The sequence below is a fragment of the Herbaspirillum sp. Her4 genome, from assembly GCF_057961335.1.
The window spans coordinates 3,631,233-3,655,238 of the sequence record NZ_CM176330.1; the positions used below are offsets into that span (position 1 = coordinate 3,631,233).

20 protein-coding genes are annotated in these 24,006 nt (G+C 63.5%); 9 read left to right on the plus strand and 11 right to left on the minus strand.

Translation table 11 applies throughout. The annotated features are described in order from the left end of the window. Positions 1–185: 185 nt before the first annotated feature. Both ACWFUC_RS16445 and ACWFUC_RS16450 read left to right on the plus strand, forming a co-directional pair. The gene (locus tag ACWFUC_RS16445; protein ID WP_489625429.1) at positions 186–2,105 is read left to right on the plus strand and encodes a SurA N-terminal domain-containing protein; all 1,920 of its coding nucleotides are present in this window, start codon (positions 186–188) and stop codon (positions 2,103–2,105) included. Positions 2,106–2,569: 464 nt separating this feature from the next. Further along, entirely contained in the window at positions 2,570–3,289 is a 720-nt protein-coding gene (locus ACWFUC_RS16450) for a glutamine amidotransferase (protein ID WP_489625430.1), read from the plus strand. 80 nt (positions 3,290–3,369) lie between these two features. On the opposite strand, the gene ACWFUC_RS16455 is transcribed toward ACWFUC_RS16450, so the two are convergent. Then, positions 3,370–4,047, minus strand: a complete 678-nt coding sequence (locus tag ACWFUC_RS16455; protein WP_489625431.1) for an arylesterase — start codon at positions 4,045–4,047, stop codon at positions 3,370–3,372. Between ACWFUC_RS16455 and ACWFUC_RS16460 the strand changes: the two genes are divergently transcribed. Beyond that, complete coding sequence (locus ACWFUC_RS16460) at positions 4,046–4,753, plus strand: ABC transporter ATP-binding protein (RefSeq protein WP_039788208.1); 708 nt, start codon at positions 4,046–4,048, stop codon at positions 4,751–4,753. The two genes, ACWFUC_RS16455 and ACWFUC_RS16460, sit on opposite strands and share 2 nt — an antisense overlap. Positions 4,754–4,763: 10 nt before the next feature. Here ACWFUC_RS16460 and ACWFUC_RS16465 read toward each other — a convergent pair whose 3' ends face one another. The 3 genes from ACWFUC_RS16465 to ACWFUC_RS16475 form a co-directional block, all read right to left on the minus strand. After that, on the minus strand, positions 4,764–5,708 hold the full coding sequence (locus tag ACWFUC_RS16465) for a DMT family transporter (protein WP_489625432.1): 945 nt from the start codon (positions 5,706–5,708) through the stop codon (positions 4,764–4,766). Continuing rightward, positions 5,662–7,230, minus strand: coding sequence for an NAD(P)H-hydrate dehydratase (locus ACWFUC_RS16470; protein WP_489637213.1), 1,569 nt, complete (start codon positions 7,228–7,230; stop codon positions 5,662–5,664). Before ACWFUC_RS16470 ends, ACWFUC_RS16465 begins: the two co-directional genes overlap by 47 nt. 238 nt (positions 7,231–7,468) lie before the next feature. After that, positions 7,469–8,740, minus strand: a complete 1,272-nt coding sequence (locus ACWFUC_RS16475; RefSeq protein ID WP_204725453.1) for an FAD-dependent oxidoreductase — start codon at positions 8,738–8,740, stop codon at positions 7,469–7,471. 469 nt (positions 8,741–9,209) lie between these two features. On the opposite strand from ACWFUC_RS16475, the gene purL reads away from it, so the two are divergent. Then, positions 9,210–13,241, plus strand: coding sequence for a phosphoribosylformylglycinamidine synthase (gene purL / locus ACWFUC_RS16480; protein WP_343725000.1), 4,032 nt, complete (start codon positions 9,210–9,212; stop codon positions 13,239–13,241). A gap of 180 nt (positions 13,242–13,421) precedes the next feature. Here the strand turns inward: purL and ACWFUC_RS16485 are convergent, their stop codons facing one another. The 6 genes from ACWFUC_RS16485 to ACWFUC_RS16510 all read right to left on the minus strand — a co-directional run bounded on the left by ACWFUC_RS16485 (position 13,422) and on the right by ACWFUC_RS16510 (position 18,813). Then, positions 13,422–14,531: a porin gene (locus tag ACWFUC_RS16485; protein ID WP_121040093.1), complete on the minus strand. Its 1,110-nt coding sequence runs from the start codon at positions 14,529–14,531 to the stop codon at positions 13,422–13,424. Between the two features lie 504 nt (positions 14,532–15,035). Beyond that, the gene (locus tag ACWFUC_RS16490) at positions 15,036–15,812 is read right to left on the minus strand and encodes a peptidylprolyl isomerase (protein WP_489625434.1); all 777 of its coding nucleotides are present in this window, start codon (positions 15,810–15,812) and stop codon (positions 15,036–15,038) included. Positions 15,813–15,906: 94 nt separating this feature from the next. Further along, a complete protein-coding gene (locus tag ACWFUC_RS16495; RefSeq protein WP_039788198.1) occupies positions 15,907–16,191 on the minus strand; it encodes a BolA family protein in 285 nt (94 codons plus the stop codon). After that, a complete protein-coding gene (locus ACWFUC_RS16500) occupies positions 16,188–16,808 on the minus strand; it encodes a septation protein A (RefSeq protein WP_039788195.1) in 621 nt (206 codons plus the stop codon). Before ACWFUC_RS16500 ends, ACWFUC_RS16495 begins: the two co-directional genes overlap by 4 nt. A 45-nt stretch (positions 16,809–16,853) precedes the next feature. Further along, positions 16,854–17,249: a peptide-methionine (R)-S-oxide reductase MsrB gene (gene msrB / locus ACWFUC_RS16505; protein ID WP_034335690.1), complete on the minus strand. Its 396-nt coding sequence runs from the start codon at positions 17,247–17,249 to the stop codon at positions 16,854–16,856. Between the two features lie 88 nt (positions 17,250–17,337). Next, positions 17,338–18,813: a protein adenylyltransferase SelO gene (locus ACWFUC_RS16510; RefSeq protein ID WP_489625435.1), complete on the minus strand. Its 1,476-nt coding sequence runs from the start codon at positions 18,811–18,813 to the stop codon at positions 17,338–17,340. A gap of 164 nt (positions 18,814–18,977) precedes the next feature. Between ACWFUC_RS16510 and ACWFUC_RS16515 the strand changes: the two genes are divergently transcribed. From ACWFUC_RS16515 to ACWFUC_RS16535, 5 genes are all read left to right on the plus strand, one after another. Continuing rightward, the gene (locus ACWFUC_RS16515; protein WP_121040103.1) at positions 18,978–19,913 is read left to right on the plus strand and encodes a branched-chain amino acid ABC transporter permease; all 936 of its coding nucleotides are present in this window, start codon (positions 18,978–18,980) and stop codon (positions 19,911–19,913) included. Between the two features lie 3 nt (positions 19,914–19,916). Further along, positions 19,917–21,140 (plus strand): branched-chain amino acid ABC transporter permease, encoded by a 1,224-nt coding sequence (locus tag ACWFUC_RS16520; protein WP_489625436.1) that lies wholly within the window; start codon positions 19,917–19,919, stop codon positions 21,138–21,140. Continuing rightward, on the plus strand, positions 21,137–21,895 hold the full coding sequence (locus ACWFUC_RS16525) for an ABC transporter ATP-binding protein (RefSeq protein ID WP_489625437.1): 759 nt from the start codon (positions 21,137–21,139) through the stop codon (positions 21,893–21,895). The genes ACWFUC_RS16520 and ACWFUC_RS16525 overlap by 4 nt, the downstream gene beginning before the upstream one ends. Continuing rightward, the gene (locus ACWFUC_RS16530) at positions 21,888–22,604 is read left to right on the plus strand and encodes an ABC transporter ATP-binding protein (RefSeq protein WP_489625438.1); all 717 of its coding nucleotides are present in this window, start codon (positions 21,888–21,890) and stop codon (positions 22,602–22,604) included. The genes ACWFUC_RS16525 and ACWFUC_RS16530 overlap by 8 nt, the downstream gene beginning before the upstream one ends. 99 nt (positions 22,605–22,703) lie before the next feature. Beyond that, the gene (locus ACWFUC_RS16535; protein WP_034335679.1) at positions 22,704–22,997 is read left to right on the plus strand and encodes a hypothetical protein; all 294 of its coding nucleotides are present in this window, start codon (positions 22,704–22,706) and stop codon (positions 22,995–22,997) included. A 29-nt stretch (positions 22,998–23,026) separates the two neighbouring features. Here ACWFUC_RS16535 and ACWFUC_RS16540 read toward each other — a convergent pair whose 3' ends face one another. After that, positions 23,027–23,812 carry a glycosyltransferase family 2 protein gene (locus ACWFUC_RS16540; RefSeq protein WP_240733893.1) on the minus strand — a complete coding sequence of 262 codons (786 nt, stop codon included), beginning with the start codon at positions 23,810–23,812 and terminating at the stop codon, positions 23,027–23,029. Positions 23,813–24,006 lie beyond the last annotated feature (194 nt).

Consider the following 24,006-nt stretch of genomic DNA (forward strand, 5'->3'; position numbering starts at 1 on the left):
GCATTGGCATGTGTATAATGTCGCGCGAGCACGACGGTGTGCGTTGTGTCTCCCGGGCCTGACGGGCCTGCGCCGGATCAGGGCGAACGCGAGTTCGCCTTTTTTCTTATGGGCGCGCACCAGCGGCAGTCTGCGCTGAACCCCGCTGTCCTTCATTGACCAGATCGTTTATTGATTGGCTATACATGTTTGATTTCATTCGTACTCACCAGCGTCTGATGCAGTTCCTGCTGCTGCTGTTCATCTTCCCGTCGTTCGCTTTCTTCGGCCTGGAAGGCTACAGCCGCCTGACCGACGACAACGGCGTGGCCAAGGTGGCCGGCCAGACCATCACCAAGGAAGAGTGGGACGCCGCGCATCGCCAGCAGCTGGACCGCATGCGCCAGGTGTATGGCAATCAGTTCGACAGCAAGATCTTCGACAGCCCGCAGGCGCGCCGCGCCATCCTCGACAACCTGATCGCCCAGCGCGCTCTGGGTGCTGAAGTGGTGGCCAGCAAGCTGGTGGTGCCGGACCAGGTGCTGCAGCAAAGCATCCTGCAGATCCCCGGCCTGACCAAGCCGGACGGCAGCTTTGACAACGAGCAGTACCGCGTACTGCTGGCCGCGCAGGGCATGACCCAGAAATCCTACGAAGCCGGCCTGCGCCGCGAGATGGCCCTGCAGCAGCTCAATGCCGCGATCCAGACCACCGCCTTCGCCCCCAAGACCGTGGCCGAGAACCTGTCCAGCCTGAACGACCAGGAACGCACGGTCCAGATGCTCAACTTCAAGCCGGACAGCTACGCTGGCCAGGCCAAGGTGACCGACGAGCTGCTCAAGGCCTATTACGACAAGAACGGTGCCCGTTTCGAGACCCCGGAACAGGCCGACATCGAGTACGTGGTGCTGGATGCTGCCGCCGTGGCCGCCCAGGCCAGCGTCACCGATGACGACATCAAGGCCTACTACGAGCAGAACCAGAAGCAGTACGCCACCGAAGAACAGCGTCGCGCCAGCCACATCCTGATCACCGTCAAGAAGGATGCGTCGGCCGCCGACAAGGCTGCCGCCAAGACCAAGGCCGAAGGCCTGGTGGCGCAGCTGCGCAAGAACCCGGGCGACTTCGCCAAGCTGGCCAAGGCCAATTCGCAGGATCCGGGCTCGGCCGACAATGGCGGCGACCTGGGTTACTTCAGCCGTGGCGCGATGGTCAAACCCTTCGCCGATGCCGCTTTCAGCCTGAAGCAGGGTGAGATCAGCGATCCGGTCGAGTCTGACTTCGGCTATCACGTGATCGAAGTGACCGGCATCAAGCCAGCCGCCGTCAAGCCGCTGGAATCGGTCAAGGCCGAGATCGGAGCCGAGATCAAGAAGCAGATCGCCGCCAAGAAGTATTCCGAAATGGCCGACCAGTTCAACAACCTGGTCTATGAAAACGGCGACAGCCTCAAGGCCGTCTCCGACAAGCTCAAGCTGAAGATCCAGACCGCCTCGGGCGTGACCCGCAATCCGAATCCGGCTGCCGGCGCTGCGCCGTACAACAATGGCAAGTTCCTGGCCGCCCTGTTCACCGACGACGTGATCAAGGCCAAGCACAATACCGAAGCCGTGCAGATCGCCCCCAACACCCTGGTGGCCGGCCGCATGACCAGCTACAAGCCGGTGGCCAAGCGTCCGTTCGAGGAAGTCAAGGCCGATGTGCAGAAGGCCGTTCTGTTGGCCGAAGAGCAGTCGCTGGCGGTCAAGGCCGGCCAGGAACGTCTGGCGCAGCTGCAAGCCAAGGATGATGCGACTGGTTTCAGCGATGCCAAGGTGGTCTCGCGCGTGAAGTCCGAGGGCTGGACCCAGGAAGCCTTCAACGCCGTCATGAAGGCCGATACCGCCAAGCTGCCGGCCTACGTCGGCGCCGAGACCCCGGGCATGGGCTACCAGATCTACCGCATCACCAAGGTGGAACAGCCCAAGACGGTCGACACCGCGCGCCGCAAGGCCGAGCAGGAACAGATCACCGCCGCCTTGTCGCAGCAGGAAGCACTGGGTTACCTGGACTATCTGCGCGAGAAGGCCAAGACCAAGCTGTTGAAGGGCGCCGCCGCCGTCAGCGCGGATGACGCCGCCAAGTAAGGTGAAGGGCATGGCCCGCCTTTGGGGCAATGCGTGCAGAGGGCGCACCGGGATCGTGAATCGGTGCGCAGTGCCGCCCCAAGGCGGGGAATTGTCGGCATGACTGCCACAATTTACTAAAAAATTTACACGGGCCGCTTTTCCAGCGGCCCTTTTTGTTTCATCATGGACACCGGCGCTGCATTCGGGCGGGATGCACAAGGGAGCCGGCACCGGGGAATCCGCTTCATTTCTTCCATCGCCGTTGGCGTTTCGTCAGCTTTCCATCTAGCGGGAAAAGGCAGTTTTTGTGCTGTCGAGATGAATTTCCTGTCATCCGCACGTCATGTTGCGCCGTTTCGGAAACAAACGGCTGCCGTACTTGTTGTCGCTTTCTCCAGTCGACATTCGAAAAGCATCGCAGGGGGTATTTCCACGAGGAGTGCGTCCGATGCGAGTCTTGCCCTGAATACGACCACGTTTTTATGCCTGCCCCAGTCCTGATCATACAAACCGGCGATGCCAATCCCGCCCTCAAGACCAACTACGGTGGTTACGCCGACCAGATAGGCTGCGCTGCCGGCCTGTGCCACACCGAGATCGAAGTCGTCACCGTTTATGAAGGCCAGCGCCCGTCCTGCCCGCGCAGCTACCGGGCAGTCTTCATCACCGGCTCACCGGCCATGGTGACCGACAAGGAAGACTGGAGCGAGCGCACCGCCGAATGGATCCGCGACGCCGCCGAGCTCGACACCCCCATGTTTGGCATCTGCTACGGCCACCAGCTGCTGACCCACGCCTTTGGCGGCGAAGTCGGCTACAACCCGGCCGGCCGCGCGGCCGGCACCATGCACGTGAAGACGCTGGAATGCTGCCGCCAGGATGAATTGCTGGGCGTGCTGCCTTCGGAGTTCCCGGCCCACATGCTGCACATGCAGTCGGTGCTGCGTCCGCCCAAGGATGCCATCGTCATGGCGCGTTCGCCGATGGATCCCCACCACGTCATCAAGCACAAGCACAACGTCTATTCGACCCAGTTCCACCCCGAGTTTTCGCCGGAGTTCGTGCGGGCGCACCTGCATTACTACACCGATATCTATCGTGGCTGCGGCATCGATGCCCAGGCGCTGTGCGAGAAGGTGTGTGACACGCCGCAATCGACCGGATTGCTGCGGCGATTCCTGAAGTTGTACGCACGGCATTGAAGCGCCTGCGCTCAATGAAATAGCCCCTGTGGCCAGCGATGGCACAGGGGCTTTGTTTTGTGTCGCAACGGAGAGGGCGCTTACTTCACCCCGACCAGCGGCTTCAGATACGGCCACACATTGTCCAGCAGCCTGGGCTGGGCCTGTTCATTGGGATGGATGCGGTCGGCCTGGAACAGCGAAAGATCGGCGGCAATCCCCTCGAAGAAGAACGGCACCAGTGCCACCTTGTTGCTCTTGGCCAGATCCTGGTACATCCCGGCGAAGCGGCGCGTGTAGTCGGGACCGTAATTGGGCGGAATCTGCATGCCCACCAGCAGCACCTTGGCCTTCTGCTGGCGCGCCAGGTCGATCATGGCCTGCAGGTTGTCCTGGCTGGTCTTCAGCGGCAGGCCGCGCAGGGCATCGTTGGCGCCCAGTTCGATCACCAGGACCTCCGGCTTGTGCTGCGTCATCAGCGCCGGCAGGCGGTTGCGCCCGCCGATGGTGGTGTCGCCGCTGATGCTGGCGTTGACCACCTGGTAATCCGCCTTGCTCTGTTGCAGCCGCTGCTGCAGCAGGCCGGTCCAGCCGGTGCCGCGCTGCAGACCGTATTCGGCCGAGAGGCTGTCGCCGAGCACGAGCAGGTTTTTTGGGGCAGAATAAGCGCTCGTCGCCGCGACCACCAGCGCGACGCCCGCCAGCAGCCGCACTGCCGCGCCCAACAGCGCCTTGCGCCTCGCCCCTGTTCCGGACCCTCTTGCCCGATTGCCCTGCATGCCTGCTTCCGCTCCTGCCAGTTCCGCCGTCATTGCCGCCATTGAAGTCCTTCAGTTATCCAAACACGTTGCCGATGTCTCCGCGCCTGCCGGCCGGCTGACCATCCTGAGCGACATCGATTTTACCGTGGCCGCCGGGACCACGGTGGCCATCGTCGGCGCCTCCGGCTCCGGCAAGTCCACCTTGCTGGGCCTGTTGGCTGGACTGGATACGCCCAGCGAAGGTTCCGTGCGGCTCGATGGTGAAGACATCTACGCCCTCGACGAAGACGGCCGGGCGCTGCTGAGAAAGCGCAAGCTGGGGTTCGTGTTCCAGTCCTTCCAGTTGCTCGGGCACCTCAATGCCCTGGAAAACGTGATGCTGCCGCTGGAACTGCGCGGGGACAGCCAGGCCCGATCCAAGGCTGAACAGATGCTGGGCCGCGTGGGCCTGGGCAGCCGGCTGAAGCACTATCCCAAATATCTCTCCGGCGGTGAGCAGCAGCGCGTGGCGCTGGCGCGCGCCTTCGTCACCGAGCCGCCACTGCTGTTCGCGGATGAGCCGACTGGCAGCCTCGATGCGGCGACCGGCGAATCGGTCATTCAGTTGATGTTCGAACTGAACCGCGAGCGCGGCTCCACGCTGGTGCTGGTGACCCATGACCCCGGCATCGCGGCGCGCTGCGAGCGGACCCTGACCATCGCGGCCGGACGGCTGGTGAAGTAATTCCGACCGATCAGACGGATTCCATCGGATCGGCCGGCGGCAGCGGGTGCGCCCGCTTGTGTTCGATATAGGCAATGCCGATGCCGCTGGTGCAGATGATGGCAATGCCCAGCACCGTGATCTGGTCCGGGAACTGCCCGAAGACCAGCCAGCCCATGCCGCAGGCCGAGATGATCTGGGCGTAGAAGAAGGGCGTGAGCACCGAGGCTTCCGCGTGCCGGTAGGCCGAGTTCTGCAGGAAATGGCCAATGGTGCTGGTGATACCGGTCGAGACCAGGATCGCCAGTTCCACCACCGTCGGCGTATGGCTGGTCCAGAAGAAGGGCACCAGCAGCGTCGAGACGATGCTGCCCACCAGCGCGCCATAGAACAGCGTCACCATGGGATTGTCCGCCTGGCTGGCCTTGCGGTTGAGGATGGATAGCAAGGCCTGGGTGAAGGCCGAGACCAGTCCCAGCGCTACGCCCACCGGCGGGATGTCGCCGCTGGGGCGGATCACGATCAGCATGCCCGTAAAACCGATCAGTACCGCAATCCAGCGTGACAAATAGCTGCGCTCGCCCAGCAGCCAGGGAGAAATCGCCAGCACGATCATGGGCGCGCAGAAGTTCATGGCCGTGCCTTCGGCCAGCGGCACGATCTTCAACACCGAGAAGAAAATCAGCGTCGAGGCCAGCAGCAGTGCGCCGCGCCCCAACTGCAGTCCCAGCCGGTTCGACTTCAGGATGCTGCGCCCGTGACGCCGCCGGTAAAGCGGTGCCAATGTGGCCGCCATGAAGAACAGGTTGATGGTGTAGCGCATCCACGCAATCATCACCACGTGATACCCGGCCAGCGCCAGCAGCTTGCCGGCCGTATCGAGCAGGGACAGCGTCCACAGGCCCGCGATGAGGAAAATGATGCCCAGCTTATGGTTGTGGGCGATGCGGATGTAAGGCAGGACGGCGCTGGACATGGTCTCGGAGGATCTGGTTGAACACGGCACGGATGGCCGGGATGAATTCGCTGGCGGTCAGCCCCACTGGCCCCTGGCCGGCAGCCACCAGCTGGTCGGCGGCGGCGCCATGGATCCAGGTGGCGGCCAGTGCCGCGGCACGGGTCGGCCAGCCCTGCGCCAGCAGTGCGCCGCACAGGCCGGACAGCACGTCACCGGTGCCGGCGGTGGACAGAGCAGGATTGCCGCTGGGGTTGATGGCGATCTCGCCATCGGGGAAGGCGATGACGGTCCCCGCGCCCTTGAGCACCGTGATGGCGTTGAACTGGCGGGCCAGCAGGCGCGCGGCCTGCGGGCGGTCCTGCTGGATTTGCTGGGTAGTGCTGTCGATCAGGCGTGCTGCCTCCAGCGGATGGGGCGTGATGATGCTGCAGGCCTCCTTGCTGCGCTGGCTGCGGCGATGCAGCTTGTGCTGCAGCGTGGGTTCGGCCGAGATCAGGTTCAGGGCGTCGGCATCGACCACGATGTCGGCTTCGCTGTCGAGCGCCCGCGCCAGGATGTCATGCGCATGGCGCGAGGTACCCAGGCCGGGGCCGATCACCAGCGCCGCGCTGGCGCCGAATTCGACACGGTCGGCCAGGCGGAACATCAGTTCGGGATGCTTGTCGTCGTAGGCCGGGCCATCGTCGACGAAGGCCACATAGACCCGTCCGGCTCCGCCGAAGGCGGCGGTGCGCGCCGCCAGCACCGGCGCTCCGGCCATGCCGCGCGCACCGCCCACCACGATGACGTCGCCGTAGCTGCCCTTGTGGCTGTTGTTGGCACGTGGCTTGAGCGCGGTGGCAAAACTCTGCGGACCATTCAGGAAGGCACGCGCCGGTGGCAGCAGGGCGGTGTCGATCTCCAGCGCGTCGACCACGATCTGGCCGCTGTGGTCGCTGCCGTCACAAGTGTGCAGTCCGGGCTTGTCGCCGATGAAGCTCAGGGTATGGGTGGCCTGCACCGCCACGCCCTCGCGGCCGCCCACGATGCTGCCGGTATCGGCATTCAGTCCGCTGGGGACATCGATGGACAGCACCGGGCAGCGCAGGCTGTTGATGTAATCGATGATGGGCCGCAGGGTCGGGCCCGGCGGGCGCGTCAGGCCGATGCCGAACAGTCCGTCGATCACCAGCGCCCAGGAGCGGGCGCGCAGCGGGACATCCCCCGTTCCTTCAATGAACTCCAGCTCGGCCTCGCGCGCCCGTGCCAGGGCACGGCGCGCATCGGCAGGCTGGCGGCTTTCATCGGCGTGCAGCTGAACGCTCACCTCGATGCCGGCTTCTTCCAGCAGGCAGGCGGCTTCCAGTGCGTCACCGCCATTGTTGCCGGGCCCGGCCAGGACCAGCACCGAGGGCGAGGAGGCCGTGGTCGAAGACAGCAACTGCTGGGCCTGCTCGGCGATGGCCGCGCCGGCGCGCTGCATGAGGGTGTAAGGAGGCAGGGCGGACAGGGCCGCTTGTTCAACCTGGCGGATCTCGGCAACGGAATGGAGCGCGCTCATGATCGGGGTGGCAGGGACGTTGAGTGGATGGGCGTCAGTGCAGCAGGCAGATCGCTGGAACCCGCTAAAGATCGGCGCTGGGGAGCCAAGTGCAGAAAAATTCACCTGCTCAAGCGCTGGTCACGCGGGTGCTTGATTTTAAGTGAATTGTTCTGCCAGCGCAGGCGCTTCGGCGATTTTCATCGATGAAAAGAATGCACGCGGTCGGGCTGCACCGCGTGGTTCGGCAACTGCTCGCTCAGCCGAGCACGTCACGCGGCAGCAAGCCTTCGACCGGGATTTCGCTGTCATCGCCGCTGATCATGTCGCACAACAGGCGCGCCGAACCGACGCTGGCGGCCCAGCCGGTGGCACCGTGGCCGACGTTGACAAAGACGTTGCCTTGCCGCGTCGGTCCCACCACAGGCAGGCCGTGCGGCAGCAGGGCCATGGTATTGCTCCAGAAATGCGCCTGGTTGTAGTTGGCGGCATTGGGGTAATAGTCGCCGGCAATCTTGAGCAGGTTGCGCAGCGCCTTGGGCGGCAAGGTCTGGCTCTGCGGCACGAAGCCCAGCAAACCACTGATGCGGATGCGGCTGCCCAGGCGCGTCATGCTGACCTTGTAGCTGTCGTCATGCAGGGCCATGCTGGGTGCATCATCCGGATTCTTCACCGGCACCAGCGCCGAATAGCTCTGCAGGGCCAGCAGCGGCAGGTCGGTATCGAGCGGACGCAGCAGTTCGGCGCTGGACATGCCGGCTGCCACCACAACGGCATCCACCCGCATTTGCGAGGCCAGATGAGGCGAGCTGACGTGCAGCGTCAGGCGGCCGCCGAATTCGGCGTTGATCGAGGTGACGGTGGAATCGAAATGGAAGCTCACCCCCAGCTCCTGGGCCGCATTGCGCATCTGCTTGGCAAACAGCACGCAGTTGCCGGCCATGTCTTCCGGGTAGTAGAGCGCGCCGGAGAGCTTCGCTTCCGACGAGAAGGCCGGTTCCAGTGTGCGGATGCCGGCCGCGTCCAGGGCCTGGTGCTTGAACTCGCATTGGCCGGCGGCTTCCTCCAGCTGCGCCATGCGGGCCGCTTCGGCCGGTTGGCGGAAGAGGTGGAACACGCCCTGGCCATTTTCATGGTCCAGGTTGTGATGGGCCTGCAATTGCAGGGTCAGGCTCTGGCCGTAGGCCGACAGGCGCGTCAGGCGCAGCTTGTTCCCGGCAAAATCGTGGTGCTGGGCCTGGCGCGTGGCACGCATCCAGCGCCGGCGGCCGAAATCGGTACCAGGGGCCAGCAGGACCCGCGGCTCGTCCTGGAAGCGGCAGGCGAAGGTCGCCATGGCCCCCGGCAATGTCAGCGGCATGGCCGCCCCCGGAGCCAACAGTCCTGAATCGCCGAAGGTGGCTTCTTCGGCCACGTGCGCACGGCGCTCGATGACGGCAACTTCATAGCCTCTGGCGGCCAGGAAGTAGGCGCTGCAAATCCCTGAAAGTCCCCCGCCGATGACGGCGATCTGTCGTTGTGTGCTGTTCACTCTGTTCGTCTTGGAAGCGGCAGGGCCGCTGTGGTCGTGGGCATCGGCCATGGATCGCCGGGCTGGCCCTGCGCCGATGCGGGCCGAATGATACCGCGAAATTTCCTTGCAGTTTGGATATTGCCGCAGGGCTACGTGCGTCCTGCCCGAAAGGGGGGACATTTTCTGCTTCAAATGACAACGTCTGGCGACACGGCGCGGATGACAGCGGTCTGCTGCATCGCGCTGCCGCCCGCTTGGAGGCAGGGCGGCCCCGCCGCTCGCTTTGCGCGGGACTTGGCGCGGTGTCCACTGTATAATGCCGGCTCTGCCAGCAAACGCGCGCACGATCCATCATTCCGCCAGTCCCCGACCTGCACGATTTTTCCTTGTGCAATGCGTCATTCGGGGCGGTTGGTGTCGGTGGACCGGTCCCTGCCGCGATGCTGCGACGGTTTTCCCGATTCAAGCTAACTGCCTCGACCTCGCCATGCTGATCCTGCCGGGCTCCAATGCCCTTTCCGCTTTCCGTACCCAACGCCTTCTGACCCAATTGCAAGCAGTGGATGCCGCCATCACCGGCGTATCCGGCCGCTATCTGCACTTCGTCGACGCCGGCCAGGCCCAGGCCCTGACGCGGGAGGACGAGGCACGCCTCAACGGCCTGCTGACCTATGGCGATCCCTTCAATGGCAGCGACGAGGGCGATGCCTTCGTGGTGATCCCGCGCTTCGGTACCATCTCGCCGTGGGCCAGCAAGGCCACCGACATCGTGCGCAACTGCGGCATGGGCCACATCCACCGGGTCGAGCGCGGCATCATCTTCCGCGTGCAGGTCAAGACCGGCCTGCTGGGGGGGACCAAGAAACTGAATGAAGCCAGCATCCCGGCCGTGGCCGCGCTGCTGCACGACCGCATGACCGAAACCGTGCTGCGCGATCCGCAGGACGCCGCCGGCTTGTTCTCGGAACTGCAGGCCAAGCCGCTGGAATCGGTGGACGTGATCGGCGGCGGCCGTGCCGCGCTGGAACGCGCCAACACCGAACTGGGCCTGGCCCTGTCTGATGACGAAATCGATTACCTGGTGGACGCCTTCACCAAGGCCCAGCGCAATCCGACCGATGTCGAACTGATGATGTTCGCCCAGGCCAACAGCGAACACTGCCGCCACAAGATCTTCAATGCCGACTGGACCATCGACGGCGAAAAGCAGGACAAGTCGCTGTTCGGCATGATCAAGAACACCCATCAACTGGCGCCCAAGGGCACCGTGGTGGCCTATTCGGACAACTCCTCCATCATCGAGGGCGCGACCGTTTCGCGCTTCTACCAGCGTGGTGCCACCAAGGGCAACGTGTATGAAGCTTCGGACGAACTGACCCACATCCTGATGAAGGTCGAGACCCACAACCACCCGACCGCCATCTCCCCGTTCCCGGGTGCCTCCACCGGCGCCGGCGGCGAGATCCGCGACGAAGGTGCGACCGGCCGTGGCTCCAAGCCCAAGGCCGGTCTGACCGGCTTTACCGTGTCCAACCTGATGGTCACGCATGCGGTGCAGCCGTGGGAAAACGCCCGCGACGTCGCCCAGCCGGTGGACCAGCGCGATGAACACGCCCAGGGCGGCATCTACGGCAAGCCGGAGCGCATCGCTTCGCCCCTGCAGATCATGATCGACGGCCCGCTCGGTGGCGCGGCCTTCAACAACGAATTCGGCCGTCCCAACCTGGGCGGTTACTTCCGCACCTACGAGCAGAACGTGGGCGGGCAGGTCATGGGCTATCACAAGCCCATCATGATCGCCGGCGGCATGGGCAACATTTCCGCCAAGCACACCAAAAAGAACGACCTGCCGGTGGGCAGCCTGCTGATCCAGCTGGGCGGCCCCGGCATGCGCATCGGCATGGGCGGTGGTGCTGCGTCCTCGATGGCTACCGGCGTGAATACTGCCGATCTGGACTTCGATTCGGTCCAGCGCGGCAACCCGGAAATGGAGCGCCGTGCCCAGGAAGTCATCAATGCCTGCTGGGCGCTGGGCGACGACAATCCCATCCAGTCCATCCACGACGTGGGTGCGGGCGGCCTGTCCAACGCCTTCCCCGAGATCACCAATGATGCCAAGCGCGGTGCCATCTTCGACCTGCGCAAGGTGCCGCTGGAAGAAAGCGGCCTGGCTCCGCGCGAGATCTGGAGCAACGAATCCCAGGAGCGTTACGTGCTGGCCATCCTGCCGGAACACCTGGACCTGTTCAAATACCTGTGCGAGCGCGAGCGCGCCCCCTTCGCCGTGGTCGGTACCGCCACTGAAGAACGCCAGCTGAAGGTGATCGATCCCGAGCACAACAACAGCCCGGTCGACATGCCCATGGATGTGCTGCTGGGCAAGCCGCCCAAAATGCACCGCGACGTGCAGCACGTCGAGAAGCAATTGCCGCCGGTGGACCTGACCGGCATGGAGCTGGTGGATGTGGCCCAGCGCGTACTGCGCCTGCCTGCCGTGGCCGACAAGTCCTTCCTGATCACCATCGGTGACCGCAGCGTCGGCGCCATGACCGTGCGCGACCAGATGGTCGGCCCGTGGCAGGTGCCGGTGGCTGACGTGGCCGTGACCGCCATGGGCCTGGAAGGCTACCTCGGCGAAGCCATGGCCATGGGCGAGCGTACCCCGCTGGCCGTGATCGACGCTCCGGCCTCGGGCCGCATGGCTGTCGGTGAAGCCATCACCAACATCGCTGCCGCCCCCATCGCCGAGATCGGCGACATCAAGCTGTCGGCCAACTGGATGGCGGCCTGCGGCCAGCCCGGCCAGGACGCCGCGCTGTTCGATACCGTCAAGGCCGTGGGCATGGAGTTGTGCCCGGCACTGGGGATCTCGATCCCCGTGGGCAAGGATTCGCTGTCCATGCGCAGCACCTGGAGCGATGAAGAGGGCGCCAAGTCGGTGACCTCGCCGGTCTCGCTGATCGTCTCCGGCTTTGCGCCGGTGACCGACGTGCGCCGCGTGCTGACCCCGCAACTGCGCAAGGACAAGGGCGAAACCGTCCTGATCCTGATCGACCTGGGCCGTGGCAAGAACCGCATGGGTGCCTCGGCGCTCACGCAGGTGATGCAGCAGATCGGCAACGAGACCCCGGACGTGGACAGCGCAGAAGACCTGAAGGCCTTCTTCAACGCCATTCAGCAACTCAATACCGAAGACCGCCTGCTGGCCTACCACGACCGTTCCGATGGCGGCCTGTATGCCACCCTGGCCGAAATGGCCTTTGCAGGTCACACCGGCATCTCGGTCAACCTCGACATCCTGACCATGGAAGCCGAGCACGCCGCAGACTGGGGCGATTCCAAGAACTGGACCACGCAAGTGGCCGAACGCCGCAATGAACTGACCCTGCGCGCGCTGTTCAGCGAAGAACTGGGTGCGGTGATCCAGGTTCCGGCCGAGCAGAAGTCGGACGTCATGAACGTGCTGCGCAGCTACAACCTGGGCGCGTGCAGCCACATCATCGGCAAGCCCAACGACCGCGACGTGATCGAATTCATGCGCGACGCCAAGAACATCTACAGCCAGCCGCGTGCCGAGCTGCACCGCGTCTGGAGCGAGACCAGCTGGCGCATCGCCCGCCTGCGCGACAACCCGGCCTGCGCCGATGCCGAATACGAACGCCTGCTGGACGCAGCCGACCCCGGCATGACGCCCAAGCTCACCTTCGATCCGCAGGAAGACATCGCCGCACCCTACCTGTCTCTGGGCGCAGCGGCGCGTCCCAAGGTCGCCATCCTGCGCGAGCAGGGCGTGAACTCGCACATCGAGACCGCCTACGCCATGCACAAGGCCGGCTTCACCGCCGTGGACGTGCACATGAGCGACCTGATCGCCAACCGTGCCAAGCTGGATGACTTCAAGGGTTTCATCGCCGTCGGCGGCTTCTCCTACGGTGACGTGCTGGGCGCCGGCGAAGGCTGGGCCAAGACGATTCTCTTCAATGCGCAGCTGGCCGAGCAGTTCTCGCGCTTCTTCCAGCGCCAGGATACCTTCTCGCTGGGCATCTGCAACGGCTGCCAGATGATGAGCAACCTGAAGTCCATGATCCCGGGCGCGGAAGCCTGGCCCAAGTTCACCCGCAACAAGTCCGAGCAGTTCGAGGCGCGTTTCGTGATGGTGGAAGTGGCCGATTCGCCGTCCATCTTCATGCAGGGCATGGCCGGTACCCAGGCACCGATCGCCACTGCCCACGGTGAAGGTTTTGCCGACTTCTCGCAGACCGGTGACATCGACAAGGCCCTCATCGCCATGCGCTACGTCGACCATCGCGGCGCGGCCACCGAAGCCTATCCGTTCAACCCCAACGGTTCGCCGCAGGGCATCACCTCGGTGACCACCCCGGACGGCCGCTTCACGGTCCTGATGCCGCACGCCGAACGCGTGTTCCGCACCGTGACCCAATCCTGGCACCCGGAATCGTGGGGCGAGGATTCGCCGTGGATGCGCATGTTCCGCAATGCCCGCAAGTGGGTGGGTTGAGCCGGAAATGGCTTGAAATGAAGTTTCCTGTTCCGACTGCCCGCTGTGCGGGGCACTCGGGCAGGGGCTGAAAAAGCAGGATGAAAAAAACGCAGTTCCTTTCGGAACTGCGTTTTTTGTTTCTGCTGCGCGGTCGGGTGGTGACGCTTCCCCGAAGGAAAGCGCCATCCTCAAGCCGGATCAGAAGATGTGACGAATGCCAACGCCGACGGTGGTCAGGTTGCTCTTGCCGTTGGCCGAGTTGGTGATCTCGTACACGGCAGCATCCTTGGCCTTGTTGTAGTCCACGGTGGTGTACAGCTGGGTGCGCTTGGACAGGGCGTATTCGGCCACGCCCACGACGGTGTAACGCTTGCCGTCGCCGACATTGCCCAGGGCCTGGTAGGCCACGTTCTTGCTCTTGTCGTAGTACACGCCGCCGGTCAGGCTCAGTGCAGCGGTGGCCTGGTAGTTGGCACCGAAGAAGTAGCCATCATCCTTGCGTTCCACGCCGACGGTGTTGCCACCTGCGGTGTTGGCCAGCGAGTAGTTGGTGGTTTCCATGAACAGACCGTTCAGGCCGGTCGCGTCCTTCATGCGGTAGTAACCGGCGAAGACCTTGGCCGCGCCGAAGGCGTAGGAAGCCGACAGGTTGTAGGTCGTGGCCTTGTTGCGTGCAGCCGTGGTGTCCACGGTTTGCTGGAAGCCGCCACCGATGGCGAAGCCACCGTTGTTGTAGCGCAGGGCGGTGCTGATCTGGCTGCCGCTGCGGGTCGAACCGGCTTGCTCGCCGAAGGCGTAGCTCACGGAAGCGGCCACGGGACCGAACTGGCCGTCATAGCGCACGGTGTTGTCGCTGCGCACGCGGGTGGCGGCAGCCGGCATCCAGGAGTTGGTTTCGTAGTTGCCGACGGTCAGCGGATCGAAGTGATCAGCCATCAGGTCGAACAGGGCGGTGTTCTGGCGGCCCACGGAGACCTTGCCGAAGTCACCGGCCAAGCCAACCCACGATTGACGACCGAACAGACGGCCACCTTGTTGGGCGGCGCCGGTGTCGCTGCTGAAACCGTTTTCCAGACGGAACACTGCCTTCAGGCCGCCACCCAGGTCCTCGGTCCCCTTGAAACCGATACGGCTGTTGGAAATGGCGCCATTGTCCATGCGCACGTTGCTGCTGCCCTGGGCATTGTCATTGCTCAGATAACGAATGCTGGTGTCGACGATGCCGTAGATGGTCACGGAGGACTGGGCAAAGGCTGCGCCGCCGGTGGTCAGGCCGGCTGCCAGCAGCAGCATGGAACTCTTCTTCATAGGTTTCTCTCCAGAAAGCACGATGTTGTGTTGTTGATGGCGCCGCGGATCAGCCTTGTGTGCCTCTCCCCGAAACACCTCTTTTATCGCCGCGACCGCATTCAACGTGGCCGGCCGCAGCCTGTCCCTATTTGGAACTGGGTCGAAGAATATCAGAACGATGGTTCGCAAAATGCGCGAAATGCTGCAGGAAAATTCCTCTTTTTTAATTATTTAGTGAATTTATATGATTATAAAAAATATATTGCGTAAATCTTTTATAAAAATAAATCTTCACTATGAAACTGGATTTGTGTCTTCCATATGACAGGAAAGCCAATTTCAGCGGTTTTTTGGAGGAAATCCGGGGTTTACAAGCGACTTTTTGACGTTTCAAGCAGAACTTGTGCGTGCAAACGTAGCTAAAAAGCAACATGCCCGGCAAGGAAACCTGGCCGGGCATGCGGGGAGAGCGATGAAGAGGAGGACGCGCAGCCGTCCTCTTCGGCGATCAGGGCGTCAGGCTTATTGCACCTTGGCCTTGGCGCGCAGTTGCTCCTGGTAAGCCTGCAGCTTCTTCTGTTGCAGGGCTTCGGCGATCTGCGGCTTGACTTCGTCCAGGGTCGGGACCTTGGCCGGGCGCACATCTTCCAGCTTGATCACGTGCCAGCCGAACTGGGTCTGCACCGGAGTCTGGGTGATGTCACCCTTCTTCAGGGCCACCATGGCGTCGGAGAACGGCTTGACGAAGGAGGCCGGGGTCGCCCAGTCGAGGTCGCCACCGTTGGCTGCCGAACCGGTGTCCTTGGATTGCTTGGCCAGGTCTTCGAACTTGGTACCGGCCTTCAGCTTGGCGATGATGGCTTCGGCGTCTTCCTTCTTGTCCACCAGGATGTGGCGGGCGTGGTATTCCTTGTCGCCGGCCTGGGTCTTGAACTTGTCGTATTCGGCCTTGATGTCGGCGTCGGAGACCGGGTTCTTCTTCAGGTAGTCAGCGATCAGGGCGCGGATGACGATGGACTGGCGGGCCAGTTCCAGCTGGTTCTTGACGTCGGTGCTGTTGGACAGGCCTTGCTTGTCGGCTTCCTGCATCAGGATTTCACGATTGATCAGCTCTTCCTTGATGGCACCGCGCAGTTGCGGGCTGTCAGGCTGGCCTTGCGCAGTCATCTGCTTGACCATCAGTTCGGCGCGTGAGGAAGGGATCGCCTTGCCGTTCACGACGGCCAGGTTTTGAGCGAAGGCCGGGATGGAAGCGATGGCGAACAGCAGCACCAGCAGACGAGCGGGTTTGAATGTCATTGTTGAATCCTAGAAAAGAAAGGAATGAATCAAAACGGAGAAGAAAAACAGGAGGGGCTTGGATAAAAGCAGGCGTCGGTCTTTGTTCTTGGTCTCAGTTCGTTGCCTCTGATGGGGAGAGCGCCACTATGGCCAGCGCATGGATCTCCTGCTGCATCAGGTCGGACAGGCAATCATACACCAGCCGATGGCGGTTCAACCGATTTTTGCCCGCGAACAAGTCGGAAACCAGGCGGATCCTGTAATGTCCTCCGCCAGAGGCGGCACCGGCATGTCCAGCATGCAGGGCCGACTCATCCTCGACCAGACAGACCTGCGGCGAGAAAGTTGCAGTCAGACGCTCGGTGATGCGCTGCACGCGGGTGTCAGCGGCGCTCATTCGGCGTCCTTCATGTACTTGGAGAGGAACAGGCTCTGGCCGATGATGAAGGCAAACATCAGGCCCATGCTGCCGAACATCTTGAAGTTGACCCAGGTATCCAGCGAGTAATTGAAGGCGATGTACAGGTTCAGCACGCCCATGACCGCGAAGAACACGATCCAGGCCAGGTTCAGGCGCGGCCAGATCGCTTCGGGCAGGGTGACCTGCTTTTCCATCATGACGCGGATGAGATTTTTCTTCATGAACAGCTGCGACACCAGCAAGGCCAGGCCGAAGGCCCAGTACAGGATGGTCGGTTTCCACTTGATGAAGGTATCGTCACGGAAATAGATGGTGGCACCGCCAAAGACCACGATGATGGCCAGCGACACCCACAGCATGCCGTCCACCTTGCGCCGGCGCAGCAGCAGCCAGGCGATCTGGCCCAGCGAGGCGACGATGGCGACCGCGGTCGAGAGCAGGATCGGGGCCTGGCTGGCCGTGACGGCACCGGCCGACATGGCCCCGCCCAGGTATTGCATCACCAGGTCCTGCGCGGCCGAGGGATGGCCCTCGGCCCATTTGAAGACGCCGAAAAACAGGATGACGGGGAACAGGTCGAACAGAAACTTCATCGGGTTGGCTTCTTCAGTGAGTCAATGAAACGGTGGAGGAGCGGCTTACGCCGGGTCGAAACGCAGCGAAGCCGAATTGATGCAATAGCGCAGTCCGGTCGGCGGCGGGCCGTCGGGGAAGACGTGGCCCAAGTGGGCGTCGCAGACGTTGCAGATGATCTCGGTGCGAATCATGCCATAACTGCGGTCCACTTTCTCGCGCACGTTGGCCGGATCGATGGGTTCGAAGTAGCTGGGCCAGCCGCAGCCGGAATCGAACTTGGCATCCGAGGTGAAGAGCGGCGTGTCACAGCAGACGCAGGTATAGGTGCCGGCTTCATGGTGATCCCAGTAACGGCCGGTGAAGGCGCGCTCGGTGGCGGCTTCGCGGGTGACCTGGTATTCCATCGGGTCCAGTTGTTCGCGCCATTGCGCTTCGGTCTTTTCTACACGTTTGTTCATGCTTGGCTCCTTGGGGGATGACGGGCGGCGGGCAACTGCGGCCTGCTCAGGAAGAAAGTTTCAGATGTGTCAAAAGTCAGGCCATGCTTCAGGATGAGCAGCTCACTTCCAGGTGACGGGCCCACTCCGGCGGCAGCGCCGCATAACGCGCGAATTCGGGCTGTTCGTCAAAGGGATGTTGCAGGATCTGCTGCAGGCGGGCCACTTCCCTGAAATCCTTCTCCAGCGCACGGTCGATGGCGTCCTGAGCGAGGTAATTGCGTAGCACGTACTTGGGGTTGACCGCGTGCATTGCAAGCCGGCGGTCAGCGTCGTCGCTGTCTTCGGCGCGCAGGCGGGCGCGGTATTGCGCGGCCCAGGCATCGAAGGCGGGGCGGTCGAGGATGAGATCGCGTACCGGCTCGTCGTCAGCCGTATTGCCGATGCGCAAGTCGCCCAGGCGGCGGAAGAACAGGGTGAAATCCACGCCATTGGCTTGCAGGATGGCAAACAGCGCTTCAATCAGTTGCTCATCCTCGGGCTGTTGCGTACGCAGCCCCAGCTTGGCGTGCAGCAATTCGGCATGGCGCGCCTGGAAGATGGCTTCATAGTCGGCCAGCGCCGCTTCGGTCTGCTCCACCGAGCCGATCAGCGGCAGCATGGCCTGGCCCAGCGCGAAGCAGTTCCATTGGCCGATGCGTGGCTGCATCTGGTAGCTGTAGCGGCCCTGGCGGTCGGTGTGGTTGCAGATGTGGCGGGCGTCGAAGGCTTCCATGAAGCCGAAGGGGCCGTAATCCAGCGTCAGGCCCAGGATGGACATGTTGTCGGTATTCATCACGCCATGCATGAAGCCCACGGCCTGCCATTGCGCCATCAGCGTCGCCGTGCGGCGGGTGACTTCTTTCAGCAGGGCCTGATACGGGTTCTCTTCAGACAGCAGTTCCGGATAGAACTGCTCGAGTACGGTATCGGCCAGAATCTTCAGTTCATCGAAGCGCTGGTTGTAATACCAGTGCTCGAAAGAACCGAAGCGGATGAAGCTGGGGGCCATGCGGGTGACGACGGCGGCGGTTTCCGGGGCTTCGCGCATGACGCGCTGGTCCGAGCCGATCACGGTCAGGGCGCGCGTGGTCGGGATGCCGAGCGCAGCCATGGCTTCCGAACAGAGGAATTCGCGGATCGAGGAGCGCAGCACGGCACGGCCATCACCCATGCGCGAATAGGGGGTCATGCCCGCGCCCTTGAGCTGCAGCTCGATGCGTCCCTGGCCGTCGGCGGCCGGCAGGTCACCCAGGGTGATGGCGCGGCCATCGCCGAGCTGGCCGGCCCAGACGCCGAACTGGTGACCGGAATAGACCGCCGACAGCGGCGTCGAACCGGGCGGGATCAGGTTGCCGGCGAAGATGTCGAGGAAGCTGAAGTGCTCATCGGCCGGCCGTGGCAGACCGGCCGTGGCCGCGGCTGCCTCGCTGAATCCGACCAGGTAGGGCGCGGGCAGGGGCGTGGGCTGCAGCCGGGTATAGAAGGCCGGCGGCAGTTCGGCGAAACGGTTCCCGAAAGGGGGCAGCGGATAGGATTGCGTCATGGTCAGCCTGTGGCGCGCAGCCCGGACCGGGCCGCAATCCGCTATTTTGACAGAGAAGCGCGAATCCCATAGGATCGCTGCACTTTTGCGTCCTGCCGCGCCTGGCCGGACGCGGCAAGCTCTTCAACCTCCTCGATACGGCATCTCCCCGCAAGGCTGGCAATTTGGAATTCGCGCTGATCACCTTCCTGAACGGCCTGGGCTACGGCTTTTTGCTGTTCCTGCTGTCCTCGGGCCTGACGCTCATCTACAGCATGATGGGCGTGCCCAATTTCGCCCATGCCAGCTTCTACATGCTGGGTGCCTATGTTGCCTATGCACTGGCTGGCGTCCTCGGATTCTGGTGGGCGCTGCTGCTGGCGCCCCTGATCGTGGGTGTGGCCGGGGCGCTGGTGGAGCATTACGGCCTGCGCATCGTGCATCGCTATGGGCATGTGCCGGAATTGTTGTTCACTTTCGGTCTGTCCTATCTGGTGGTGGAACTGGTGCAACTGGTGTGGGGCCGCTCGCCGGTGCCTTATCGCATCCCGCCCGAACTGGACGGCACGCTGTTTACCCTGTATTCGACCGCCTTCCCGGTCTATCGCGGCTTCATGCTGCTGGTGGCGGCTTTGATGCTGCTGGCCTTGTGGCTGTTGCTGCGCCATACCCGCATCGGACTGGTGATCCAGGCCGCGCTGACCCATCCGCAGATGGCCGAAGCGCTGGGCCACAACGTGCCGCGCGTGTTCATGCTGGTATTTGGCGGCGGCTGCGCACTGGCGGCGCTGGCAGGCGTGATCGGTGGCAATGCCTTCGTCACCGAGCCGGGGATGGCGGCGGCCGTGGGCAGCATCATCTTCGTGGTGGTGGTGGTGGGCGGCCTGGGCTCGCTGGCCGGAGCCTTCATCACCTCCCTGCTGATCGGCATGATGCAGACCTTTGCGGTGGCGCTGGATGTCTCGCTGGCCAGCCTGGGCTTGCAGGTGCCGGCCGGCAGCGCGCTGGCACCGCTGGCGCGGCTGACATTGGCGCAGGTGGCACCGGTCTTGCCCTATCTGCTGCTGGTGGTGATGCTGATCGTGCGTCCCAAGGGCCTCATGGGCCGGCGGGAGAGTTGAGCCATGCAACGGATCGTGCTTCCCTGGCTGCTCTTTGCCCTGATGCTGCTGGCCGCACCGCTGGTGTTTCCGCAGAGCGCGGCGTTGTCGCTGCTGTCGCAGATGGGCACGATGGTGCTGCTCTGCCTCTCATACAACATGCTGCTGGGCGAGGGTGGAATGCTTTCTTTCGGGCATGCGGTGTATTCCGGCCTGGGCGCCTTTGGGGCCATTCACCTGATGAACCGCATGGCCGATGGCGTGCTGGCCTTTCCGGTGACGCTGGTCCCGCTGGCCGGCGGCCTGACCGGCGCGCTTTGTGCGGTGGTGCTGGGCTATCTCACCACGCGCCGCGCCGGCACGACGTTCGCCATGATCACGCTGGGACTGGTGGAACTGGTCTCGGCCTGCGTGTTGATGTTTCCCGAGGTTTTCGGCGGGGAGGGCGGCATTTCGGGCAACCGCGTCATCGGCGAGCCCGTGCTCGGGATCAGCTACGGCCCGCAGATTCAGGTGTATTACCTGATTGCCGGTTGGCTGCTGGTCTGTGCCATCGCCATCCATGCCCTGCGCCATACCCCGCTGGGCCGCATCCTCAATGCCGTGCGCGACAATCCCGAACGCGCCGCCTTCCTCGGCTACGATCCGCAGCGGGTGCGCTATCTGGCCTTGATCCTGTCGGCTTTCTTTGCCGGGGTCTCTGGCGGGCTGTCGGCCATCAATTTCGAAATCGTCAGTGCGGAATACGTCGGAGCGCTGCGCTCCGGCACCATCCTGCTGTTCACCTTCATCGGTGGCACCGCCTATTTTTACGGGCCCGTCATCGGGGGCGTCGTCGGGGTGCTGTTTTCTTCCTGGTTGTCGGCTTATACGCAGGCCTGGCAGTTCTATCTGGGTGCGTTCTTCATCCTGATCGTGATGACTACGCCGGGCGGGCTGGCCAGCCTGATCGACCGCAGCTGGCACCTGCTGCAAGGCGGCCAGATGAATGCCCGTCTTGCGGGACGTCTGGCATGGTGGCTGGCGGCTGCATTCTGTACCTTGACGGGTGTCATCCTGGCGACCGAGATGGCGTATCAGGCCAGCCTGGGCAGCCTCGCCGATACCGGCGAAGGCGCTGCATCGCTGATGCTGTGGGGCTGGCGCATCGACGTTCATGCCGCAGCCCCGTGGGGCCTCGCAGCGCTCTGCGTGGTGGTGGGCACGGGTGCGCTGGTGGCCTGGCAACGTTCGGGGAGGGCGCGATGACGGCCCCTTTGCCACTGGTACTGCAGGATGTGCACAAGGCCTTCGACCGCAGCGAGATCCTGCGTGGTGTCGATCTGCAATTGCAGCCCGGCGAGCGCTGTGCCCTGATCGGGCCGAATGGAGCCGGCAAATCCAGCCTGTTCCACGTCGTCTCGGGACGCTATCGCGCTGATGCCGGCCGCGTGCTATTGCACGGACGCGACATCACGCGCGAGCCGCCCCAGCAGATTCACCGGCAGGGACTGGCACGCAGCTTCCAGATCACCAGTCTGTTCCCGCGCCTGAGCGCTTTTGAGAATGTGCGTTGCGCGCTCTTGTGGACGCTGGGCTACCGCTATGCCTTCTGGCGTCGCATCGGCCAGTTGCGCGATGCCAGCGAGCGGGCGCTGTCCGTGCTGGACAAGGTCGGTCTGGCCCAACGTGCCGAGGTGGCCGCAGGCGAGCTGAGCTATGCCGAGCAGCGCGCCCTGGAGCTGGCAGTGACCATCGCGGCCGATGCCTCCGTGATCCTGCTGGACGAGCCGACAGCCGGCATGAGCCGTGCCGAGAGTGCCGCCATGGTCGCGCTGATCCGCGAAGTCACCGTCGGCAAGAGCCTGCTGATGGTGGAACACGACATGCAGGTGGTCTTCGGCTTGGCCGACCGCATCGCGGTCATGGACAACGGCCGCGTGATCGCTTGCGACAGCGCCGAGCGCATCCGTGCCAATCCGGATGTCCAGGCGCTGTATCTGGACCGGAGGCCCCATGGATAAATCCTCTGCCTTGCTCAGGATGACTGGCCTGCAGGCCTGGTACGGCCAGAGCCACGTACTGCATGGCGTCTCGCTGGAGGTGGCGCGCGGGGAGATCGTCAGCATCCTGGGCCGCAACGGCGCGGGCCGTTCGACCCTGCTCAAGGCCGTGATGGGCCAGGTGCGCAGTACGGGGGAGATCGATTTCGAGGGCCGTTCGCTGGCCGGTCTGGCCACCTACGCCATCGCGCAGCGCGGCATCGGCTACGTGCCTGAAAGCCGCGATGTCTTTCCGGCGCTCACCGTGCAGCAAAATCTGCTGCTCGGCCGCAAGAGCGGGACGGTACCGGACGATGGCTGGCGCGAAGAGGAAGTATTGACCTTGTTCCCGTCCCTGGAACGGCGCTACAAGGTGGCGGCCGGGGCGCTGTCGGGCGGGGAGCAGCAGATGCTGGCGCTGGGCCGCGCACTGATGGGCAATCCCCGGCTGTTGCTGATTGACGAACCGACCGAGGGCCTGTCGCCGCAGATGGTCGGGCAGGTCGCTCATTACCTCGCACTGCTGCGCCAGCGGCAGGTGGCGGTGCTGCTGATAGAGCAGAAACAGGCTCTGGCGCTGGAGCTGTCACAGCGAGTTTACGTGATGGGACGCGGCGAAATGGTCTTTCATGGCACGCCGGCGCAACTGGCGGCGGACCAGGCCTTGCAGCAGGAGTGGCTGGCTCTCTGAGGCCATCGCCGGCGAAAGGGGGCAATTCTCGTGCCGCCACGATGGTCGGGCCATCAGGGGACGCGCACAATCCCCGCTTTAGCCGATCGGGAGATGTTCATGCTGCTCTGGCCCCTGCTGATTTGCCTGGCCGTCCTGGCCCTGTATGCGGCTGACCGCGCCTGGTTGCGTTACGTCCGCCGCGAGGATGTGCCCTTGCACGATCCGCAGGGCTATCTGGAGATGACCGCCCGCATGACCGAACTCTGCCACGGGGACCGGATGCGGGTTGACCAACTGATTGCCCGCCAGCGGCAGCGTTTCCCGCAGGCGGGGCATGCCGAGCTGGTGCGGCTGGCGATGCGGGCATTGCTGGAGCCGCAATCCGCAAGCCAATCGGAACGCAGACGTTGATTCAGGGCGTGCGGATTTTTCTCTTCTGATTACAGCATGGCCGGTGGCAAATCCAATCCCAGGGTGCGCAGCATCTCCTTGCGACGCAGGCGCAGGTCGTCGTCGCTTGCCGGCCATTTGCGGTAGATCGACAAATAATCCAAGGCGATCGAACCTTGGGACTTCGCGTCGTTGTTGCGGCTCTGGCCTTCATTGATGTGCACGACCGGCCCGGAAATACCAAGGAAATTGAAGTCGTATTTGACCACCAGCGAAATCAGGTAATCCCAGTCCTCATGGCTTTGCAGCGCGGCATCCACCAGATGGCGCTTGGCGATGGACGAGGAGAGGATGATGGTGTTGTTGGGGATGAAATTGCTGACCAGCAGGCCGCGGATGTCGGTGCCGCTCATATCGATGTCGGTGCTGGAGATCACCTGGGTGCTCTCGGGCGTACGCATTTCCCTCACCTGGCTATAGGACACGTAGTTGACGGCATCGCTGCGGAAGCGGTTGCATTGGACGATGGCTTGCAGGAAATCGGGCCGATAGCTGTCGTCGTCATCCAGGAACAGGATGAAGCGGCCACGCGCCAACTGCACACCCGCATTGCGTGATTCGGCCGGGCCCTTGGCACCGGGCAGGCAGAGGAAGACATCAGTCTCGCGCAGCAGGCGGCTGGCGACTTCCTTGGTCGCGGCAGTGCCCTCATCCGCCACCAGGACAATCTCGAAATCCCTGAAACTCTGGGCCAGCAAGGATTGCAGAGCGCGTTCAAGGATGGCCGGGCGGCGGTGCGTGGAGACGACGATGGAAAACACGGGCGCAATATGCATGGTCATGAGTCAGTAGTGGGCGGTGGATGTCAGCCGGCCTGGGCCGGTAATCCTGAAAGGAGATCGTCAGGCCATTCGTCCGGCTGGCAGGCAATGCTCTCCCGGCGAGCGTAGAAGAGGTGCAGGGTGTCGATGGACATCGGCCCGGCGGGCAGACGATGCAGCAAGATGGGATCCCCCCCGGAATCGACTTT

Bases quoted from the DNA above. Each gene is read 5' to 3' on its own strand.
- ACWFUC_RS16445 (WP_489625429.1), top strand. From the start codon at position 186: ATGTTTGATTTCATTCGTACTCACCAGCGTCTGATGCAGTTCCTGCTG.
- ACWFUC_RS16450 (WP_489625430.1), top strand. From the start codon at position 2,570: ATGCCTGCCCCAGTCCTGATCATACAAACCGGCGATGCCAATCCCGCC.
- ACWFUC_RS16460 (WP_039788208.1), top strand. From the start codon at position 4,046: ATGCCTGCTTCCGCTCCTGCCAGTTCCGCCGTCATTGCCGCCATTGAA.
- ACWFUC_RS16455 (WP_489625431.1), bottom strand. From the start codon at position 4,047: ATGCAGGGCAATCGGGCAAGAGGGTCCGGAACAGGGGCGAGGCGCAAG.
- ACWFUC_RS16465 (WP_489625432.1), bottom strand. From the start codon at position 5,708: ATGTCCAGCGCCGTCCTGCCTTACATCCGCATCGCCCACAACCATAAG.
- ACWFUC_RS16470 (WP_489637213.1), bottom strand. From the start codon at position 7,230: ATGAGCGCGCTCCATTCCGTTGCCGAGATCCGCCAGGTTGAACAAGCG.
- purL (WP_343725000.1), top strand. From the start codon at position 9,210: ATGCTGATCCTGCCGGGCTCCAATGCCCTTTCCGCTTTCCGTACCCAA.
- ACWFUC_RS16485 (WP_121040093.1), bottom strand. From the start codon at position 14,531: ATGAAGAAGAGTTCCATGCTGCTGCTGGCAGCCGGCCTGACCACCGGC.
- ACWFUC_RS16490 (WP_489625434.1), bottom strand. From the start codon at position 15,812: ATGACATTCAAACCCGCTCGTCTGCTGGTGCTGCTGTTCGCCATCGCT.
- ACWFUC_RS16495 (WP_039788198.1), bottom strand. From the start codon at position 16,191: ATGAGCGCCGCTGACACCCGCGTGCAGCGCATCACCGAGCGTCTGACT.
- ACWFUC_RS16500 (WP_039788195.1), bottom strand. From the start codon at position 16,808: ATGAAGTTTCTGTTCGACCTGTTCCCCGTCATCCTGTTTTTCGGCGTC.
- msrB (WP_034335690.1), bottom strand. From the start codon at position 17,249: ATGAACAAACGTGTAGAAAAGACCGAAGCGCAATGGCGCGAACAACTG.
- ACWFUC_RS16510 (WP_489625435.1), bottom strand. From the start codon at position 18,813: ATGACGCAATCCTATCCGCTGCCCCCTTTCGGGAACCGTTTCGCCGAA.
- ACWFUC_RS16520 (WP_489625436.1), top strand. From the start codon at position 19,917: ATGCAACGGATCGTGCTTCCCTGGCTGCTCTTTGCCCTGATGCTGCTG.
- ACWFUC_RS16525 (WP_489625437.1), top strand. From the start codon at position 21,137: ATGACGGCCCCTTTGCCACTGGTACTGCAGGATGTGCACAAGGCCTTC.
- ACWFUC_RS16530 (WP_489625438.1), top strand. From the start codon at position 21,888: ATGGATAAATCCTCTGCCTTGCTCAGGATGACTGGCCTGCAGGCCTGG.
- ACWFUC_RS16535 (WP_034335679.1), top strand. From the start codon at position 22,704: ATGCTGCTCTGGCCCCTGCTGATTTGCCTGGCCGTCCTGGCCCTGTAT.
- ACWFUC_RS16540 (WP_240733893.1), bottom strand. From the start codon at position 23,812: ATGCATATTGCGCCCGTGTTTTCCATCGTCGTCTCCACGCACCGCCGC.